This window comes from Wolbachia endosymbiont of Nilaparvata lugens, from assembly GCF_007115045.1.
Taxonomy (GTDB): domain Bacteria; phylum Pseudomonadota; class Alphaproteobacteria; order Rickettsiales; family Anaplasmataceae; genus Wolbachia.
Map to the genome: position 1 here is coordinate 114,755 of NZ_MUIY01000001.1, position 19,995 is coordinate 134,749.

The 19,995-nt window shown below is 34.1% G+C and carries 15 protein-coding genes, 1 tRNA gene and 2 pseudogenes; 9 read left to right on the plus strand and 9 right to left on the minus strand.

Annotated features, from left to right (window positions below):
• Nucleotides 1–113 precede the first annotated feature (113 nt).
• From rpsD to dnaQ, 8 genes are all read left to right on the plus strand, one after another.
• Entirely contained in the window at nt 114–728 is a 615-nt protein-coding gene (gene rpsD / locus BWZ41_RS00525) for a 30S ribosomal protein S4 (protein ID WP_143689048.1), read from the plus strand.
• A 9-nt stretch (nt 729–737) separates the two neighbouring features.
• Nucleotides 738–824, plus strand: a tRNA-Leu gene (locus tag BWZ41_RS00530).
• A 20-nt stretch (nt 825–844) separates the two neighbouring features.
• Nucleotides 845–1,039 carry a Fe-S cluster assembly protein IscX gene (iscX, locus tag BWZ41_RS00535; protein WP_143689049.1) on the plus strand — a complete coding sequence of 65 codons (195 nt, stop codon included), beginning with the start codon at nt 845–847 and terminating at the stop codon, nt 1,037–1,039.
• A gap of 267 nt (nt 1,040–1,306) precedes the next feature.
• A complete protein-coding gene (locus BWZ41_RS00540; RefSeq protein WP_143689050.1) occupies nt 1,307–1,630 on the plus strand; it encodes a DUF721 domain-containing protein in 324 nt (107 codons plus the stop codon).
• Between the two features lie 54 nt (nt 1,631–1,684).
• Nucleotides 1,685–1,999 carry a 50S ribosomal protein L28 gene (gene rpmB, locus BWZ41_RS00545; RefSeq protein WP_143689051.1) on the plus strand — a complete coding sequence of 105 codons (315 nt, stop codon included), beginning with the start codon at nt 1,685–1,687 and terminating at the stop codon, nt 1,997–1,999.
• A complete protein-coding gene (lipA, locus tag BWZ41_RS00550) occupies nt 1,992–2,855 on the plus strand; it encodes a lipoyl synthase (RefSeq protein WP_143689052.1) in 864 nt (287 codons plus the stop codon). Before rpmB ends, lipA begins: the two co-directional genes overlap by 8 nt.
• Nucleotides 2,856–2,953: 98 nt before the next feature.
• On the plus strand, nt 2,954–3,472 hold the full coding sequence (locus BWZ41_RS00555; protein ID WP_143689053.1) for a hypothetical protein: 519 nt from the start codon (nt 2,954–2,956) through the stop codon (nt 3,470–3,472).
• 809 nt (nt 3,473–4,281) lie between these two features.
• Nucleotides 4,282–4,899 (plus strand): DNA polymerase III subunit epsilon, encoded by a 618-nt coding sequence (dnaQ, locus tag BWZ41_RS00560; protein WP_026092705.1) that lies wholly within the window; start codon nt 4,282–4,284, stop codon nt 4,897–4,899.
• Nucleotides 4,900–4,979: 80 nt separating this feature from the next.
• Here the strand turns inward: dnaQ and BWZ41_RS00565 are convergent, their stop codons facing one another.
• The 7 genes and pseudogenes from BWZ41_RS00565 to BWZ41_RS00595 form a co-directional block, all read right to left on the minus strand.
• Nucleotides 4,980–5,807, minus strand: a complete 828-nt coding sequence (locus tag BWZ41_RS00565; protein ID WP_143689054.1) for a hypothetical protein — start codon at nt 5,805–5,807, stop codon at nt 4,980–4,982.
• Between the two features lie 120 nt (nt 5,808–5,927).
• Nucleotides 5,928–6,742: pseudogene (locus BWZ41_RS08370) on the minus strand (hypothetical protein).
• A gap of 105 nt (nt 6,743–6,847) precedes the next feature.
• Nucleotides 6,848–7,996: a hypothetical protein gene (locus tag BWZ41_RS00575; protein WP_143689055.1), complete on the minus strand. Its 1,149-nt coding sequence runs from the start codon at nt 7,994–7,996 to the stop codon at nt 6,848–6,850.
• A gap of 182 nt (nt 7,997–8,178) precedes the next feature.
• Nucleotides 8,179–9,192 carry a hypothetical protein gene (locus BWZ41_RS00580; protein WP_241653829.1) on the minus strand — a complete coding sequence of 338 codons (1,014 nt, stop codon included), beginning with the start codon at nt 9,190–9,192 and terminating at the stop codon, nt 8,179–8,181.
• Between the two features lie 8 nt (nt 9,193–9,200).
• The gene (locus BWZ41_RS00585; protein WP_143689056.1) at nt 9,201–12,530 is read right to left on the minus strand and encodes a glycoside hydrolase/phage tail family protein; all 3,330 of its coding nucleotides are present in this window, start codon (nt 12,528–12,530) and stop codon (nt 9,201–9,203) included.
• Between the two features lie 465 nt (nt 12,531–12,995).
• Nucleotides 12,996–14,333: an AAA family ATPase gene (locus BWZ41_RS00590; protein WP_143689057.1), complete on the minus strand. Its 1,338-nt coding sequence runs from the start codon at nt 14,331–14,333 to the stop codon at nt 12,996–12,998.
• A gap of 305 nt (nt 14,334–14,638) precedes the next feature.
• Nucleotides 14,639–15,697, minus strand: coding sequence for an ankyrin repeat domain-containing protein (locus tag BWZ41_RS00595; protein WP_143689058.1), 1,059 nt, complete (start codon nt 15,695–15,697; stop codon nt 14,639–14,641).
• Nucleotides 15,698–15,945: 248 nt separating this feature from the next.
• On the opposite strand from BWZ41_RS00595, the pseudogene BWZ41_RS00600 reads away from it, so the two are divergent.
• Nucleotides 15,946–16,032: pseudogene (locus BWZ41_RS00600) on the plus strand (transposase); the annotation flags it as partial.
• 154 nt (nt 16,033–16,186) lie between these two features.
• Here the strand turns inward: BWZ41_RS00600 and BWZ41_RS00605 are convergent.
• Both BWZ41_RS00605 and uvrA read right to left on the minus strand, forming a co-directional pair.
• Nucleotides 16,187–16,891, minus strand: coding sequence for a ComF family protein (locus tag BWZ41_RS00605; protein WP_143689059.1), 705 nt, complete (start codon nt 16,889–16,891; stop codon nt 16,187–16,189).
• Between the two features lie 51 nt (nt 16,892–16,942).
• On the minus strand, nt 16,943–19,744 hold the full coding sequence (gene uvrA, locus BWZ41_RS00610; RefSeq protein ID WP_143689060.1) for an excinuclease ABC subunit UvrA: 2,802 nt from the start codon (nt 19,742–19,744) through the stop codon (nt 16,943–16,945).
• Nucleotides 19,745–19,995: the final 251 nt, after the last annotated feature.

Sequence of the window (19,995 nt, forward strand, 5' to 3'; positions counted from 1 at the left end):
GTATTAATAGGAAAACTTAAAAGTGAAGTATACTATATCATAGTGGCAAAAACAAGTTGACACTTAATGTTAAAATCATTAATAATTTATAGTTAGATCGTGAGAATTTTTGTATGACAACTGTTATCAATAGAAAGTATAGAATCAGTCGCAGGCTTGGTGTAAACTTATGGGGTAGAGCAAAAGATTCGGTCAATAAAAGAAAATACCCTCCAGGTCAGCATGGTATTCTTGGATTTAAGAAGTTATCTGACTTTGGTAAGCAGTTTGCTGCACATAAGAAATTTAAGTTCTACTATGCAATTTCAAGTAAGCAGCTTAGACGTACATTTTTAGATGCTTACAAAAGAAAGGGTTATACGGCTGATAATTTTATTGGTGCCTTGGAATCAAGGTTAAGTTCTGTTCTATATCACTCTGGTTTTGTGCCAACAATTTACTCGGCAAAACAGCTTATATCTCATAAACATGTTACAGTTAATGATAAGGTGGTTAACATATCAAGTTATAGAGTGAAGCCTGGTGATATAGTAAAAATAAGGGAAAGAGCAGCAAAAATTCCTATATTAATAGAGGCTGAACAAAAACAAGAACGTAAGGCTCCAGATTATTTAGAGACAGATAGCAAAGCACTTTCAGTGAAGTATTTGAGAGCGCCTCAATATTCCGAAGTCCCCTATTCAGCAGACATGGAAGTCAATTTAGTAGTAGAATTCTATTCTAGATAGATAAAAAAGGCCCGTGTGGCGGAATCGGTAGACGCAGCGGACTTAAAATCCGTGGGTTTTGCGACCTTGGGAGTTCAAGTCTCCCCATGGGCACCAGTTTAATTTATTGAAAAAGTATGAAATGGCTTGATATAGAAGATGTTGCAGAGGCTCTAGAAGAAAAATTTCCAAGTGAAGATATAATTAATATTAGATTCACTGAGCTCAAAAGAAAAGTCTTGAATTTAGAAGAGTTTAATGATGATGAAAAGTATTGTAATGAAAAAATATTAGAGGCCATTCAAGCAGCTTGGATTGAAGAAAGATCTTAAAAAACAGATAGCTATAAGAAAATTACGGCATACAGTAAAAAGATAATCTTCTTGGGAATACTATACTTTACCCAAATTTTACTTAGCTTCATAATAATTTAACAAATTAAAATTAAAAATGATTACAAGGTAGAAGACACAAAATTCTGGCAAATGCTAGATATACAAATACTGCTTTTTATGTGTGAGGCCGAGGGTCATGAAAACAATAAGTTAGTTTTTTGTATAAGAAAGTTGTAATATAATTTAATTTTAAGCACTGGAAAGATGTTTAAATATAGCGGGCCAAAGAAATTAAAATCTATAATAGAAAACTATGCATTAAAATGCATGAAAAATAAGATCAGCAAAAATGAAATACGTCTTATTTTAAACTGGAAAAGTATAGTTGGAGAGGAATTAGCAGAATGTACAAAACCACAAAAGATCTCATACGCACAAAATGTAAATTCGGGTGTGCTGTATCTGTTAGTAACAAATGGCAGTAAAGCATTGGAAATGCAGCATATGGTTTCTCTTGTAATAGAAAAAATCACAGTGTTTTTTGGCTATAAAGCAGTATACGGTATAAAAATCAAGCAAGGGAGTTGACTATTTAACTATATCAGGTTAACCTGGTTAAATAGGATAAATTGGTATATTGAAGTGAGTAGAATTTGTGAATTAACAAATAGAAAAAAGGCTTTTGGTAATAGGGTATCGCATTCAAATCGTAAAACAAAGCGTACCTTTCTCCTAAATTTACATAAGGTTACATTAACAAGTAATATATTAGAAAAAAAGTTTAGCTTTCGTATAGCAACAAGAACTTTAAGAACTATAGACTATAAAGGTGATCTTGATGCTTTCTTGCTCAATACAAAAACAATTAAGCTAAGCAAAGAAGCACAAAAGATAAAAAGAAGATTAAAGAAAGTTTTAGCAAAACAAGAGGTAGAATTAGCCGTTTCAGATGCATAGTAAGCCTACATGGCTCAGAGCAAAAGCTCCAGCTGGTAAAGTATTCAATGAAACCTTAAACACTGTTAAGCTACATAACTTACATACAGTATGCGAAGAAGCTGCGTGTCCAAATATTGGTGAATGTTGGAATAAACGTCATGCTACTGTGATGATTCTCGGTTCTGTTTGTACTCGTGCTTGTGCGTTTTGCAATGTTGCAACTGGCATTCCTGATAAGCTCGATCCTCATGAACCAGAAAATTTAGCAAAAGCAATAAAAAAGTTAAATTTAAAGCACGTTGTCATTACCTCTGTTGACCGTGACGATTTACCAGATGGTGGTGCAAATCAGTTTATAAGGTGTATAGAAGAAATTAGAAAGATAACTTCGGAAACAACAATAGAGATCCTCACTCCTGATTTTGTAAATAAGAAAGGAGCGTTTGAAGCAATAGCTATTGCATCACCTGATGTTTATAACCACAACATCGAAACAGTACCAAGGCTGTATGCAAAAATAAGACCAAGAGCTCGTTATTTTCATTCACTATATTTGCTAAAGATGGTGAAACAGATTAATTCTAAACTTTTCACGAAGTCAGGGCTTATGGTTGGTCTTGGAGAAACAAAAGAAGAAATCTTTCAGGTTATGGATGATTTACGTAGCGCCGAAGTTGATTTCATTACAATTGGTCAATATCTGCAACCAACTCCAAAGCATGCAAAAATTGATAGATATGTTACTCCAGAAGAGTTTGAGCATTATAAATATATTGCTTATTCTAAAGGCTTCTTGGTAGTTGCATCAAGTCCATTAACCCGTTCATCATATCACGCTGAAGAAGATTTTAACAGGCTCAAGGCTTGTAGTTAATATCTTAATTTTTTCAGAGCACAGTTTAATATAGTAATTAATATCTTGACTTTATTTAGAATATAATTTAATATAGGTATTAATGAAGCGAAAAAGTTATGGTTGGTTCTAACGAAAAAGTTGACTACACTGAGTTATCAAAATCTTCTATTTCTGACAAAATAAAGCCAAAAAAAAAGGTCACATTTTGTCAGCAAGTCCAATTTAAAGAAATTCCACTTGAAGGAAAAAAAGGAAAGTGTAAACGACACAAAGAAAAGAAACAGAGCAAAAAAAAGAATTGGACTCGAGGGCAGTACTCAGCACCTCCACCATATTTTCTGTTAATACGAGGGCAAGTACAGAAAACACAATTATGGGAAAGAGGTGCAGCAATTATTGTTCCACCAGTAATTGGGCTGCTAGGAGGTTTAATAACTTTAATACTCATAACAGAAGAAATAAGGTCACCATTTTTAATTGCAGCTTTAGCTGCTACAGTAATTACAGCAGCAATATATGAACTTGAGTATTTACTTAAACCTGAATTGCTAGAAAAGCCTGGTAAAACTTTAAAGGATTTAGTAACAGATTCTTTTGTAAAGGAAGAAAAAAACTCAAGAACTGTATCACAATAAATCAGAAAAGCTTAGTGAGTTGCCCTAGGCTTGACTTTTTACTAGCTGATCACAAAAAGTATGAATTTTACAGCACCTAAACCAGCTGTTTAAGATCTTATATAAGCAATTGACAGCTACTGAGATGCCAGTTAAAATATTTACATAGTATATTAACAGAGGGTAAGGTGGATTTTAGCGAATATGTACATAATCAAGCTTTAACAATATCAGATATAAATACTAAGATTAATGTAAAAGAGCTAGCAAACTTTCTACAGAGTAAAAAAGACATTAAAGAGCTTAATTTAATAAATGTAGAGGTTGATTCTAAAGATATAAAAGAGTTAGGTAAACTTACACATCTTACTTCGCTTACTCTAAGGAACAATAAACTTGGTTTTGAAGGTGCAGGATATATAGGTCAAGGCAATCTACCAAACCTTACTTTACTTGAAATAAGCAATAATCATATTGGCGACATAGGTTTTGCATTTTTGATTGGCAGCAAACGTCTCCCAAATCTTACTTTATTAAATGTAGAAAACAACAACATTGTTGGAGTGTGGCGCCACCACTATGGAGGAGATATAGCACTCAAAAATCTCACCTCACTTTATGTAGAAGGTAACGGTAAAAAATTCTTAAATGATAAAGAAGTTATCCTTGATAGTATAAAAAAAAGCTCAATAACCGAAGCGCCTGGACACTTTAGAGTAAAAGATGGTGAAGGTGCTACAAAAAAATTAGTAGCTAAAAGAAAAAAAACGATACAAGCTACCAATAGTCAGTCAGATCCTAGTAGTAGGTTAGGTGTCAAACAAGATGGGCTGCGTGAAATAGTACTTGACACTGAAACTACAGGTCTTGATGTCAATAGCCATCGAATTATCGAAATAGGGTGTGTAGAACTAATTAATCATATTCCAACAGGCAAAGTATTCCATCGATACATCAACCCAGAAAGGAGCATAGACAAAGGTGCATTTAAAGTTCACGGTATCAGCGAAGAATTTCTAAAGGATAAGCCATTATTTTCAGAGATTGCATCTGAATTTCTTAATTTTATATCTAGCGATACTTTGGTAATTCATAATGCTGGATTTGACATTAAATTTTTGAACATGGAACTTGGTAAACTGAATGCCAAATTAATCTCTTCAGACAGAGTGTTAGACACATTACCGCTTGCAAGAAAGAAATTTGGACCACCGGCTTCTTTAAGTGCATTGTGTGAGCGTTTTGGTATATCACTAGAGAGTAGGGAGTTACATGGAGCGCTAATTGACGCTGAGTTGCTAGCAAAAGTATATGTTGAGCGATTACAAACTCCTTTGGAGCATGCAGTACGTAACTTATCTCTTAGAGGACACTTGCCAAGTAATGAAGAAGTTAGTGAGCAGTTAAACGTATCTGTTCATGAGGGAGTAGTAGATAGAAGATTGTAAAAACGCCTTTTGCTTTCAGTAGCGAAATTATTCTCTCAATGAATGTGTTTTCTATCTTTAAAAATGCGAATCTCAATATCTTATCTTGAATTACTTAACTGTTGGTTCAAGTTTAAGTTCTTATCATGGTATGTATTGACATCTTTTAACACTTTAAGTGGTCCACCTAGACTATGTTCCACTTTTGTCTCAAATTTAAATCCCAAATTTCCAAAAAATTCTTGAAAATACTCAATAGTAATGTCACACAAACTTCTACCACTTGCTTTATAACTTTTCAGCTCTTTCGGAATATTAATAAGCACTTTACCATCCTCATATGTTATGCTTCTACCCTTAGATTTTAACTTAAATTCTACTGAGCTGTAAAAACCTGGTGTTTTGATATCATTAACAAGATCACTGCTGCGTACCTTTATACAATCCATGCTAAAATTGAGTTTTAGACAATTGGATTGACGGCAATCCATACTATAAGTTATTATTATATTAGAATCTAACACAAGCAAGCCAAATGGAGAAAGAGCCTTTAATATATGAAGAAACAGAAAATGATTATACCCTTCTTGATGATAGTTAGTTATCAATTCTTCCATGATAGAGTCACTCAGAACTTCTGCACCAGCATATTCAAATATTTTTATGAAAATTTGCTTAAGAAATGGACTATAGTTCTTTCTTCCATTCTCATCTTCTAAAATGAGATCTTTATGTTTTGAATATAGCTTCTCAATAAGCTCATTAGGCACTTCTTTCTCATTAATAGTAAGGTTGTGTGATCTACCAAGGTCAATATATGTTTTGTAACTAAAGTTCCAACTATCTGATTTTATTGATATAGACTTTAAATCAGCATATTTGAGCTTTTTTACTTCAGATTTTAATGCATTAACTATTTTTTTTGACATATCACAATCTTATATTATATACGTATTACATACTTTTCATCATAAGTAAAGGTTTTCTGTAAAACTTGATTTACTTTTTATTATACTCACCTTATTAAAAAAAGCAGAGATTTCAATATCTTATTTTAAATCCTTCAAGTTTAGATTCTTATCTTGGAATGTATTTATATCACTTAATACTCCAAGTGGCTTATCCAGAATATGCTCAATTTTTGTCTCAAAGTGAAATCCAAATTTTTCGCAAAATTTCTGAAAATATTCAATAATAACGTCAAACAAATTCTTATCATTTGCTTTGTAGTTTTTCAGCTCCTTAGGAATAGTAAGAGACACCTTACCTTCTTCATATGTCACATTTTCACCTTCGCATTTGAGTTTAAATTCCACTGAATTGCGTAAATCACATATCAACCCCCCATTATCGTTATATATGCCATCGTTTACACTAAAACTGAACTTCAGACAATTTGGATCTTCACAACTTATATAGGTCCTTTCTCTGTAAGAAGGAATTAAATAGTGGAATGAATACATGCACAATCCAAAAGAACGAAGTGCTTGACTTTGAGAAGAAAAGAATTGCTTGTACCCAGACCTGTTATAATAAGTTATCAATTCTTCCATAATAGAGTCATTTGGAACTGCTGCACCGGCGTATACAAATACTTCTGTGAAGATTAGCTTAAGAAATAGACGATAACTCCCTTTTTTGTCCTTTGGAATTAGATCTTTATGTTTTAAATACAAATTTTAATGAAATCCTTAGTTATTGCCTTCCCATTAATAACAAGATCACAAGCAAATTCATATTCACTATTGAAGTCCATATCCAAATCCTTATATGTTCTATAATCAGAACTTTCTGTAGACTTCAAATCAGCATATCCTCTCTCCTTCACCTTAGCTTTCAACTCATTAATCATTTTTTTTGACATATATACTATTAATAGCTCTTATACTATAATACACATATAATTACTAACTTTTTAATAATATAGACTATCAACTGTAACCTGAGTTACTTTCCGGTTTACACTTGATTACTCTAACGATAGATTTTCCAATTCCATCTGATCTACTTGTACTTTTTCTAACTCACTTTTTACCTGTTTATGGTATAAGTTTGCTCCTCTAACCCAAGATAGGTCACCATTTATTGTACAAACGTAATTGCCATTGTTCTTTTCAAAAAAAAATAACCCTATTTTGCTTTCGTCTTGACCGATTAATCCATTACGGACTACTTCTACGGTATAAAATTGACCTAAATTTAAACCTATTTCACGATACCTAGAATAATGACACACTAGCGGCTCATATAGTTCTCTGATCTTACCATTTCTTAGATCAACTATTTTGTGCTCTATCTTATCTAATTCCTCTATAACACTCTTCCCTTTTTTCTTCGCTTCATCATCTAACAGCTGTTTCTCTCCCAACCCTTTATAAATAGCAAAAAACCGTAGTTTTTCTTTTTTCACAAAATTAGATAAACGCTCTGCTAACTCATAGCACATTTTTTCTTGACTCAGTATTGCGCTTTTATATTGAGATAAAATATTAATCGCTATATGTGGACAACTTACTGCAATCAGATCATTATTTAAATCCGTTTTAATAATTTTTCCGGTCTCTTGATTAACATGTGCAGTAATTGATCCCAACAATATCCCCTCAGGGATTGTTATATCCTTCCCTATATGCTTGTCAAGGGCTTTTAAAGAATCAAAATCTATATATATTCCACCCTCATGTTCCGTAAACTGCTTTAAGAGTGACAGAGCAATCAATCTAAAGGTATCTATTTCAACAGCAAAATATGCTCTTTGCTCCTCTGACATATTATACATATTCTTAAAGAAATCCTTTATGCTAATGTCTTTACCATCTATTTTCCATCCTGTGTCTATTTCACTCCAGTCATATTGATGCAAGTCTATAACATGTACTCCTTCAAATTTTTTCAGTTTACATTTTAAATAATCTATTTGATTTTCTTCAAATCCAGGACCATTTATAACCAGATATATGTCCCTCTCCTCTTTGTTTTTTGATTTATGATTTTTGATTATATCTAAGTAATTAAGTTCGCTGTTCTTACCATCAGGTAGAGATGCACCATATACTCTTGGCACCCATGTTAGTATTATTGGTGCTTCATTTGATAATTCATTTATACTATTATTCATAATTTAACCTCTCTATATTGCTATATTAATAGAATAGTGGATTTTTTAATGAAAAACAAGTTCCTGCTGGTAAGACCTCATTTATGAAGTCCTTCTCTCCTAGTTTACAATTTTCGCTTTCGTATGTAGGTGACTGCTTTTAGGTAACCCTGGTTGCACTTCGAAAAAAAGAAAATAGTTCACTACTTTTTGAACTGTGAGCCATTGACGGTAGATATACTGGTTACCCCCAGTGGTTCGGCGCTAAGATTGTTTAAATCTTTCCCTCCATATTTTTCCATAAAAGCACGAACTTGCTCTCGATATTCAAGAAAAAAAGTAGATATATCTGGCTTATCTATCACCTTCAGTGGTTTACCAAGGCTATGCTCCATTTTTATATTATGCTCAGAATCATACTCTATCCTTGTATCAAACTTAAGGCCCAATTTCTCGTAGAGCTTTTTCAAATACTCAACAATCTTATTAATAATATCAGTAAGCTTATCGAGCAGACTGTCATCACCAGCTTTGTAATCTTCTAACTCTTTAGGGATTGTAAGCAACACTTTACCACCTTCATATGTCACATTTCCATTTTTATATTTCATTTCAAACTCTACTGAGCTACATAAATTATATGGCAATTGAATTGCTTCTGAAAAAAGTAATAATCCTATATCTACCTTATTGGAAAAGCATCTAAGGTGATTAGGGTCATTACACTCCATATGAATACTTATCCTTTCAGAGCAGGATGCTAGCAAATCACAAGGGAGTAGTGCTTCATTATAATAAAGTCTAAAAAAGCCAGGATATCCTGCCTGATTATAATTAGTTATTAACTCCTCAATAATCAAATCATTTGGAACTATTGCACCAGCGTGTTCAAACATTTCTGTAAAAACTGCTTTCAGAAATGTACAATCGTTGTTTCCCTCATTTTCATCTCTTATAAGGAGGCTTTCATGCTTTGAGTATAGTTCTCTAATAAACTCATTAGTTACTTTTTGTCCATTAATAGTGATATCACTGCATCTATTGAGATCTTTATATGTTACATTGCCAGAGTAAATGTCATACCAACCACTTGAGCTTAATCCTTTAGCTCCTAAATCAGCATATTTGAGCTCTTTTACTTTAGATTTCAATACATTAACTATTTTTCTTGATATAATAAGCTTTATAATTACTTTATATGTATATAATATTAACATATACTGCGTTAATTGTCAACTGTAAGAACTTTTGTCTCCGTATTATCTAATGAATCACCATAAGTGACTGCTTTGAGATAAAGCTTTTTTCCCTTTTGCACTTCAAAAGAAATTATTGAATCATCAAGCAGAACGAATTTTTCACCTGTGGTGTGTTCATACTTCTTAGTGCCCTCTTGGCCTCTAATTAGGTCACTAAGCTTATATTTGTTTTTACCTATAAGCTCAGCATTTTGGAATTTTATTATCTCTTTTCCTATTAAAGCTAAATTGCCTGCATTTATAGTACTAGTATTAGTGCTTGAAAAACCCTCTTTTGTCATCCCAGTGTCTGGGCACTGGGATCCATAGATTCCAGCGTCACACGCTGGAATGACACCGTGATAAGTTGTGTTATATGAAGAACTCAATAAACCAAAACGTAGCACTACTGTAATTCCCTCATCGGTAAATTCGATTACATATCCGTAAGTAGATTGTATATTTGCACTTGCGATAGGCTTATAATCTTTATCATCATACGAAATAAAAAGCGTTGCTCCTTTCCAACCTTCCTCTTCACTAATTAAAGTAAAACTTGCAATATTACCTTTAATATGCCGTAAATCTATCATTTCCACGATAGATTTACTGACGCGAGAAGGAGGGTATTCTTTAAGCATAAGTGATCTTGTTGAAGGAAAGGAGAGCTTGTATATAGAGGGATCATAACCAACTCCCATTACTTGAATGGACATGCTTTCAAACTTTGTTTTGATAATTCTCATCGTATGTCTTTTCTCGCCATCTGAAATTGCTATGACATCACTTGGTAAAAGCCATGCATATTTTATCGGGAGCTTAAAGTTGTATACATTTCTCTCTTGCCACGAAGAATAAAGTAAAACTTCAGCTATATTTTGCGCCTCCCCTTCCTCCATAATGAGAGGTATTGGAACTGTTGCAGCATTGCCCTGCTTTGGCAGTTCAGCATATTTCACATCAATTGGATAGCCAAAATTGCGGTTAAAACAGACAACATTGACTTTACTATTTAAATCTAGCTGACTAATATTAACAAGTTTTGCAACGTTATTGGTAACCATCTCGCCAATTGGTATTTCAGTTTTCACTCCCCTGCCCTTTTGAATAAATTTCAGTTTTGAGTTCTGTTCAACCACATCAAAAAAATAGCACCTTCGCAGCATTTTAATAATTGAGCGTACGGGTTGCTGATCATTTATTACATACCCAGATAGTAATCCTTTAACATCACTTGTATCAAACTGATCGCCTTTGAGACCTACCTTTTGCAACAGATCAGACAAAACATCGGAAACATTAAGTTGTGAAATTTTTCCCTGAATCCAGTGCCCGGTCTGCCAGTTATGGCAGTCAGCCCACATGTCACATAAATTGGGGAAATAAGGAAATGGCCTTGCATCCCACGCCCAGAGGAACATTTTCTCCACCATTTCTGAGCTTTGCCACTTTTTTAATGTTCCTTCGATTGCAGTTTTCTGCGAAAGAAAGCTCACCTCTCCGTTTGAGTATCGTGGATATTTACTCTCTATACTACCTTTATCAACAAACACATTGGGCTCATTAGTGCAGCCGTTCATACTGGGAAATCCATATTCGGTAAACCATATTTTCTTCATTTTTGGCTGCCATTTTGTTTTACTACCACCTGGATTTACATGAACTTCACTCCACCATTTCTCAATATTTTTCCACGCATACATGCTGTCGTTATACTTTACTTTCTCAGGCTCACTCTTTGAGTAATCGTAAAAATAATCATACCCTACTCCGCTGCTCCAACCATAGATTACATCTTCCGCGGAATAGCCAAAAGGAGGTTCTTCGCCATCGGTGAGTGGAAAGTAAGCATCTATGCCAATAACATCGATGAACTGTGAAGACCATAGTTCATCCATATTATACCAACCATCATATGAATGATACTCACTCCAATCGGCAGCGTAAGTTACGTTTACTTCTTTTCCAAGCTGAAGCTTTACTTGCTTTGCAACTTTAACTAGCTCTGCTACTGCAGGATAGTTACCCTCTACATCTTTTACTCTGGTAAGCTGCGCAAATTCAGACCCGATGATAAACCCTTCCACTTTAGTTTGTTTGGCAATGCTCGTGTAATGCTCTATGAATTTACTATACTGATTCTCAAAAAAATCACTTATATCTTCAGGAGGCCCGCTCAATTTTCCCCGCCACTCTTTGTTTTTTGTGTCAAGCAAGAGCATTGGATAGAGCATCACCTTATAACCTCTGCTATGCAGCTCTTCTATATATCTTATTAGTGCTGCATCGCTAACTGTACCACCATATCTTGGATTTCCATGATTATCTTTTGAAATGAGCTGGGCATTATCCCTGGTTATATTTCCTACTTGCCAATCATCAGGCACTATAGCAGAATCGTCTTGAAATTCAACTGCAGGATATATTTTACAATCTTTGATATTCAAACTGCTCGCAAACCAATTAACCACTACCGATGCCCATTCAACATTTGGTAAACTTTCCTTCAATTGGTCCAAAGAAAGCATAGCATCGCTCTTTTTTGTGTGATTATTGTGATTTACTCTTTGTACCGGTCCATAGGGAATATATTGACTACTGCTTATTTTTTCTCGTGCAATTTTCTTCTGTATTTTCGTATCATACACAAACTCCCCTGAACCTGGTATGATATTGATATTTTTAATGTTTTCTGCTACTGAGAATCCACTGAGCTTCAGTGCAGTTTGCACTTCAAATGTAAACACCGGAACACGATTACTATAGTCTGCCAAAGGGAAATTTTTGATGACTATGTAAGATATTCCTCTATAAGCTGGTACATTCTTCTCACCTTCGATTGATAACATAAACGGATCAGGGTTTTGGTCTTCTCTACCGTGGTAAAAAGTATAATCTATTTGGTCAAAGCTAAGCGATTTTGTACCCCCCCAGATTCTATTTAATTTTTCCACTTTCCCCTTGCAAATTGCAATTGCGAGTGTTGCATAGTAGTTATATGTAATATTTATACCTCTTCCTGTTTTATTTTGAGTGGTTATCGCCTCCTCTTTTATTGGCTGTGACCAAATAATGTTTCCAGCAATGCGAGCAGTGCCATAGATAATTGGAATTGCTTTGCCATAAGTTGAGGTTTGAACTTGCAGATTTTTCAGCCTCGCCCCATGCGTTATCTTTTGCTCAGCATCAAGACTAAACATTGCACTATCAAGCTGTGCACCAAGCAGAGCCCCGAGCTCTGAGCCGATAATTTGGCCAATTGGACCAAAGATACTACCTGCTTGACCTAAAATTGATGATAAAATTATTGTAGACATAATATTCTCCTTTTTGATAGATTGTTTTGAATTGTTGAGTTAGCAAATGTCAGTAGCTGACACTGGCCTACATGAAAAATATAGATTCCAGTGTCAAGCACTGGAATGACATGATTTGAATGGTGTCATGCAAGTAGCTGACATTGGCGTCCATGAAAAGGGATGCCAGTGCCTCCTTTTCCTGTCATCCCAGTGCTTGACACTGGGATCCATTTTTCTATCATTATCAAAAACGTTGTATTTCAACATAAAGCAGCTACTTTTATACTTGCAAGTTTAATAAAACTCCTGGATCCCAGTGTCTGGGCACTGGAATGACATCCTTCTGATAGATAATAGCTGTGTACTGTGATACTGGAATGACACCCTTTTAGAAGTTCAATGACCCTTCTGGATAAAAACTATTGTCAAGCACTGGAATGACATTTGTGTCACTTGCATGGCCAGACTATGTAGTAATTCTCCTTATTCCTCAATTTGCCGATTACTTCCTCGAGAAGATACATCACTCAATGAAGAGCTTACTGATGAACTTCTAGATAAGCTTCCAGATGATAGCCTTATATACTTGTTTTTAGTTTTCCCGTTACTATGTTTCTTATCTGGCTCATCTTTTATGTTATGCTTCTTCTTGAAATTTTTACAGAAAGTGCGAAGATATTTTATTTCGCCTTCCTTTTCTGTAGTTTCGCTTATTTTATCGATTAAGCAAATCAGATTTGCCATTGAGAATCCCTTACTAGCCTGTACAAGAATTTTCATATCGCTATCTTTTAATTTTTCGAGCCGTTCTTGTAATATTTTTTGACGTGTATCGTCTTTATCCAGCCCAGGAACCTCAATACACTCCAAACGACCACCCCTAATAAGCGCAGGATCTAAATGATTCTTATGATTAGTTGCAGCAACTACCGTTATATTTTTTGAGGATAAAAACTCTTTATCCAATTTAGTGAGTAAATAAGTTAAAGGCCCTGCATCCTCATGAACAGTTCGCTTTTTACCAACTCCGTCAATCTCATCTATAAAAATCATACAAGGACTATTTGTCTCTGCTTTCTCAAAAACTTGATCTATATTCCTTTGACTAGACAAGCAAGACGCAGAAACAGACATAAACGCAAACAGAGATTTAGTTTGATTTGCAATTGCCTTACTAATACTAGTCTTACCAGTTCCTGGTGGACCGTACAAGAGATATCCTCCGCTTTTTGACTCACAAATTCCTCTCAACTTTTCTTTTATGTCACTTGGTAATATAATATTATCAAATGTTGTATTCCATCCTCTTGCTTCACCTTTTGCGTAAAATTCCATATTCAGCTTTGCTTCTACTTCATTTTTTGTTGTAGGACTATTAATTAACCTTGCAGAAAGATCACTAACCTCTTTTTTTAACCCATTCACTTCATCTTTCGTTACAAAATTCTCTGAAATTCTATGAACTTTTTCTTCTAGACCACTAAACCCGTATTTATTTTCTTTATCCTTTCCATCTTCTAATTCTTCTTTAATTGGAGTCAGCTTATTTTCTTCTTTACTTGACTCTTTATTTAGCTCTTTGACTTCAGCTTTCGAGTTTTCTTGAGATTTTTTACTTTGTTTAATCATTTTATATGAAAACACAATTACTACTGCAGAAAGCGCAAATAAAATAAAAATAACAGGGGGAGCTATATTTAAAGCTGCAACTGAAGATAAAAATGCAACGTAAGGAGCTACAGCAAAAACTCCAGATGTAATTAATGTAAGAGAAGCAATAGCACCAGCTATAAAAAAAGGTATATTAGCTCTACTAGACATATTTTAGCTTATAAACAGTTAATTTATAAATAATACATTTAAAGAGTACAAGCTTTTCATAGTAAAGCAAGACTAACTTAAGGCATCCTTAATCAATCTATGATCGAGGTATTATGCAGTATTAAGATATAAGATGGTATGTTGTATTTTTAATTCAGTGTTCTTTTTCTATCATTCCAGGGTACTGGAATGATAGATGCTATGATAAGAAATTCAATAACTTAAAGTAGGTAATTAAAGCCTCTAATTAAGATCTAAATCTATAGTTATTATAAGCAACACTAAAGAAGTGCGGAAGTAAAAATTTACAAAAGAGCATTATGTATACGTATGCTTTGTAGACCTACATTTTGCCACCCTTCTGTTAAGCTTTGCCTCCCTTCCATTACGTCTTGTCGCTCTTTTATTTCTTTTATTTCGTTATCGAATTTTGACATTAGATATTTAGCATAACCAGATGTTAATGCTGTTGATGCAGATACAGCTATTGCTACCATAACAGACGTTAATGTAATTTCCATTGTCTCGGTTATAAAAAGCGTCGATGTTACAAAATTCCCTAACATGGCAACTAAGCCACCAACAACTACACTACCTTGAACTACTTTATTTTTTAAAAACCCTTTTATACTCTCTACCGTATCTTCTTGGTGATTTATAATGGCATAATACAAAGGAGTTTTCTGCAAACTATCTTTTTCATAAACATCTGCACCTCTGTCTAGTAGAGCATCTACTATCTCTAAATAGCCATTTTTAGCAGCATAATGCAAAGGAGTACTACCATTTCTATCTTTTACATGAACACTTGCACCTTCAGCTAACAGAGCATCTACTACCTCTACATAGTTACTTAAAGTAGCATAATGCAAAGGAGTATTACCATTTTCATCTTTTACATTAATATCTGCACCTCTTTTTAGTAGAACATTTACTACATCTATGAATTTATATATAGTAGCATAATGCAAAGGAGTACTACCACTTCTGTCTTTTACATTAACATCCGCACCTTTTTTTAGTAGAGCATTTACTACACCTACACATCTACTATAAACGGCATGATGCAAGGCAGTCTCTCTATTTTCATCTTCTACATGAACATCCGCATGGCTACCTAATAAAACATTTACCAAATCCTTACAGCCACCTGCTGCAGCTGCAATTAACAATGTAAATTTAGCATCAGGATTACTTTGGGTAAATATATGATTTACATTAAAATTTTTACTTTCCCACTCTTGATACGCTATCGTAGCTTCCCTTTGTAATACCTCTTTTATTTTATTAATTACGTTATCTTTATTTACACTTGCATCTTTATCAATTGCACTTAATATTTTTTTCAGATTTTCAAAATCCATCTTTACCTCCTATAACTTTACGTTGCAGTTACTACACAATTACAAACAAAAGTAAACACATTTTTGGAAATTATTTAGAAAAAGAATCCATTGAAAAAGTCAGTAATTTACAATAAATAACTGATACATTTAATTGGAAGAAATATGTGATGTAACTATAGTCATTATAAACAACAACAGAAAAAACACGGAAGTAAAAAATTTATGTTGACTGTACAATATCGATTTCTAATATAATCCAGAAATAAAAAAATGTCGGTGCTGAAGTTATATATCTGCCTCCATATTCTCCAGATTTTAACAAAATTGAGCATAATTGGTTTGCTATAAAAAATTGAGCCAGAAAGAATATCCAGCTATTCGAACTATTAGAAAAAGAGCTATAATTATAGACCCAGCATACACTATAACTGGATTTTTTGAGAGGAATTTGTAAAGATTACACTAAACCTTTACTAAAAATGAAACGTTGTACCTTAAAGCTGATTTTCATACAGTTCTTGCAAGCGATAGCACTCTTACTTCTCTTGCACCAGAGTTTAAAATTTCCTGAGAGCAAGACTTTGCAGTTGCGCCAGTTGTTACTACATCATCAACCAATATCACGATTTTGTTTTTGATGATTTCGCTGTTGCTTATTTTAAAAGCCTTTTTTAAATTTTTTTCACGCCGCTTAAGTGAAAGACCAGCTTGAGGTACAGTGTGACGAATACGTTTTATTGCAAATGGTGTATAAGATAAATTAGATAACTTACTTAATTCCTTCGCGAGCAATGCTGCTTGATTATATTTACGTTTAAATAAGCGTATTTTATGTAGCGGTATGGGAATTATGACCTCTGCATTTTGAAATATGTCTTTGTTAGTTTTGTACATCCACTTTGCATAGACTTTCACATAATTTAAGTTATCAAAAAATTTAAAATTTATAATCATATTTTTGCTATGTTCATCGTAGGCAAAAACTGATCTTAATACTTTAAATGGTGGAGGATTGCTGATGCACTTACCACATGTATAAATGTTATCTGGAATTACTACACCACAAACATTACAGTAATGCTTAGTTAAAAAATTGATTTTTTTATTGCATTCACTACATAAATCATAACTTTTATCAATTATACGTTCACAACTTACGCATACGTTTGGAAATATGAGATCTGTAGCTTTTTTTAGTAAGAGAAGATTCATGAATTAAATATGTTAGGTATACCTTTTAAAATACTCCTCATAACCTAATTATTAAGAAATAGTCGATACTTGATCCAATAAATATGTTTTAAGATACTTGCCTGTAACGCTTTCTGGAGTCTGTGCAACTTTTTCTGGAGTTCCTACAGCAACCACTTTGCCACCTTTTACTCCACCCTCTGGACCAATATCTATTATGTGATCCGCAGTTTTTATAACATGTAAATTGTGCTCAATAACTATAACAGTATTTCCTAAATCAACTAGCCTATGGAGTATTTTCAGTAAATTATTTACATCTTCAAAATGTAACCCAGTTGTTGGCTCATCGAGAATATACAATGTTTTTCCGGTAAATCGCTTTGATAGTTCCTTAGACAGCTTTATTCGTTGTGCTTCACCACCGGATAAAGTTGTTGACGACTGTCCAAGCGTTATATAGCCAAGCCCTACTTCTTGTAAAGAAATCAACTTTTCCTTTATCATTGGAAGATCTGCAAAAAAATCACATGCTTGATCTATTGTCATATCAAGTACATCAGAGATTGATTTTACCTTGTAAGTAACTTCCAATGTTTCTCGGTTATACCTCTGTCCTCTACATTGCTCACATTTCACATAAACATCCGGTAGGAAATGCATCTCGATCTTTAAATGCCCATCACCTTTACAAGCTTCACATCTTCCTCCCTTGGTATTAAATGAAAATCGGCCTACATTATATCCCCTAGCTTTCGATTCTGGAAGACCTGCAAACCAATTTCTGATGTGAGTAAACATACCAACATATGTTGCTGGATTTGATGCTGGGGTCCTACCAATTGGCGATTGATCAACTTCTATAATTTTATCTATATACTCAAGGCCTTCTATCTTGTCGCATCGGCCATGCTTTACAGATGAATGATTTATCTTCTGTGCTGAATATTTATATAGTGTTTCTATCACTAAACTTGATTTTCCTCCTCCTGATATTCCAGTAACACAAATGAGATTACCTATAGGAAATTCAACATTTATATTTTTTAAGTTGTTCTCACACGCGTTAACTACCTTTATGAACTGAGTTGCTTGCTTTCTTCTTTTTGAAATTGAAATTTCCTTCTTTCCACTTAAATACTGTCCTGTTATGCTCTCTGAATTTTTTTGTACCTGATCTGGTGTTCCTTCTGCAACAACTTTTCCTCCGTTTACACCAGCTCCAGGACCAATATCAATCACATAATCAGCAGCCATTATTGTGTCTTCATCATGTTCAACAACAATCACAGTATTACCCATGTCTCTCAGATTTTTAAGTGTGGCAATTAATCGATCATTATCACATTGATGAAGGCCAATTGAGGGTTCGTCAAGCACATATAGCACTCCTGTTAAACCAGAGCCAATTTGCGAAGCAAGCCTGATCCTCTGGCTTTCACCACCAGAGAGAGTGCTAGATTCACGGTCAAGTGTAAGGTAATTTAGCCCTACATTCTTTAAAAATGTCAGCCTTTTGATTATTTCGTTTAATATTTTATTTGAAATTTGCTTATGTTGTTCTGTGAGGTTGTCTGGCAAATTTTCAAACCACTTAAGGGATTCATCGATGCTGAGCTCTGATATTTCACCTATATGTTTTTCATCAATTTTCACTGTAAGTGCTTCTTTTCTCAATCTATAGCCAGTACATTCCTTGCAGTGCATGATAGAGCAATATTTCTCAATAAGTGCTTCATTATAATCCATCTGGTGTTCTAGGATACTGACCAAGCCTTGAAATTTTAGTTCTCTAGAGCCAAAGAGTATCAAATCCTTCACTTCTTGATCTATATTTTTCCACGGAATATCAAGGCTAAATTTGCAATTTTCAGCCAGTGATAGAATTACATTTCTTAGAGATCCAGAATTTGCATGCATTTGACCTACTGGCTTTAAAGCACCCTCAGATATTGAGAGCGTTTCATCTGGCACTATCAGGTTTGCATCAACACTTATTTTCTTACCGAGCCCATTACATGAACTGCACGCACCATAGGGGCTGTTGAAAGAAAACAATCTTGGCTCTATTTCTTCAAGAGTAAAGCCAGACTCAGGACATGCAAAATTCTCTGAGAAAGTTAAAGTTTGACCATTTTTATACTCGGAATTGTGGTTATCAGGTAAGTTCACTATTTCTGCATACATTAAGCCATGGCCCAGCCTCAATGCTGATTCTACACTGCTTGGTAGTCGATTTCCTATATCATCTGATATGGAGATTCTATCTGCAATAACAAAAATATCATGTTTCTTGTTTTTATCGAGTTTAGGCAAGTCATCTATATTGTATGTTTCACCATCTATTTTTAGTCTCACGTAACCCTGCTTTTTAATTTCCAATATCTCTTTGAAGTGCTCTCCTTTTCTGCCACGCACAATAGGAGCAAGTATATATATTTTAGTTTCTAAAGGTAATGCTATAATAGTATCTACAATTTGAGATACAGCCTGTTTCGTTATTGGCAACCCAGTTACAGGCGAATAAGGTATTCCTACTCGTGCATATATCAAACGTACATAATCGTAAATTTCAGTAACGGTTCCAACAGTTGATCTTGGATTTTTTGAGATCGACTTTTGATTAATTGATATTGCAGGAGAGAGGCCTGTGATTGACTCAACATCTGGTTTATCTTGAATATTAAGAAATTGACGTGCATAAGCCGATAGACTTTCGACGTATCGGCGTTGGCCTTCTGCATAAATCGTATCGAATGCGAGGCTAGACTTACCAGAACCACTTAGTCCAGTTATAACAACTAACTTATTTTTTGGTATATTGACATCAATACCCTGCAAATTATGCTCTCTTGCACCTTTAACTCTGATCATACTTCATGTACCTTTAACCATTACAGCCTCAAAATACATAAACTTACAACAACTTTCTACTAATTTTTTCAACTATTACGGAAAACGAAGTAGCACAACTAGTGCAAAACATTTTGCCATACAACTATATAAACATCTGTTTTCGCCAAGTTAGTTCGTACAACAAATGGTGTCATAAAAGTATGTTTTCTACAATCTCATCAAAAACATGCTTACCAATTTTTGGAAACAAGAAATTTTATTTTATATAA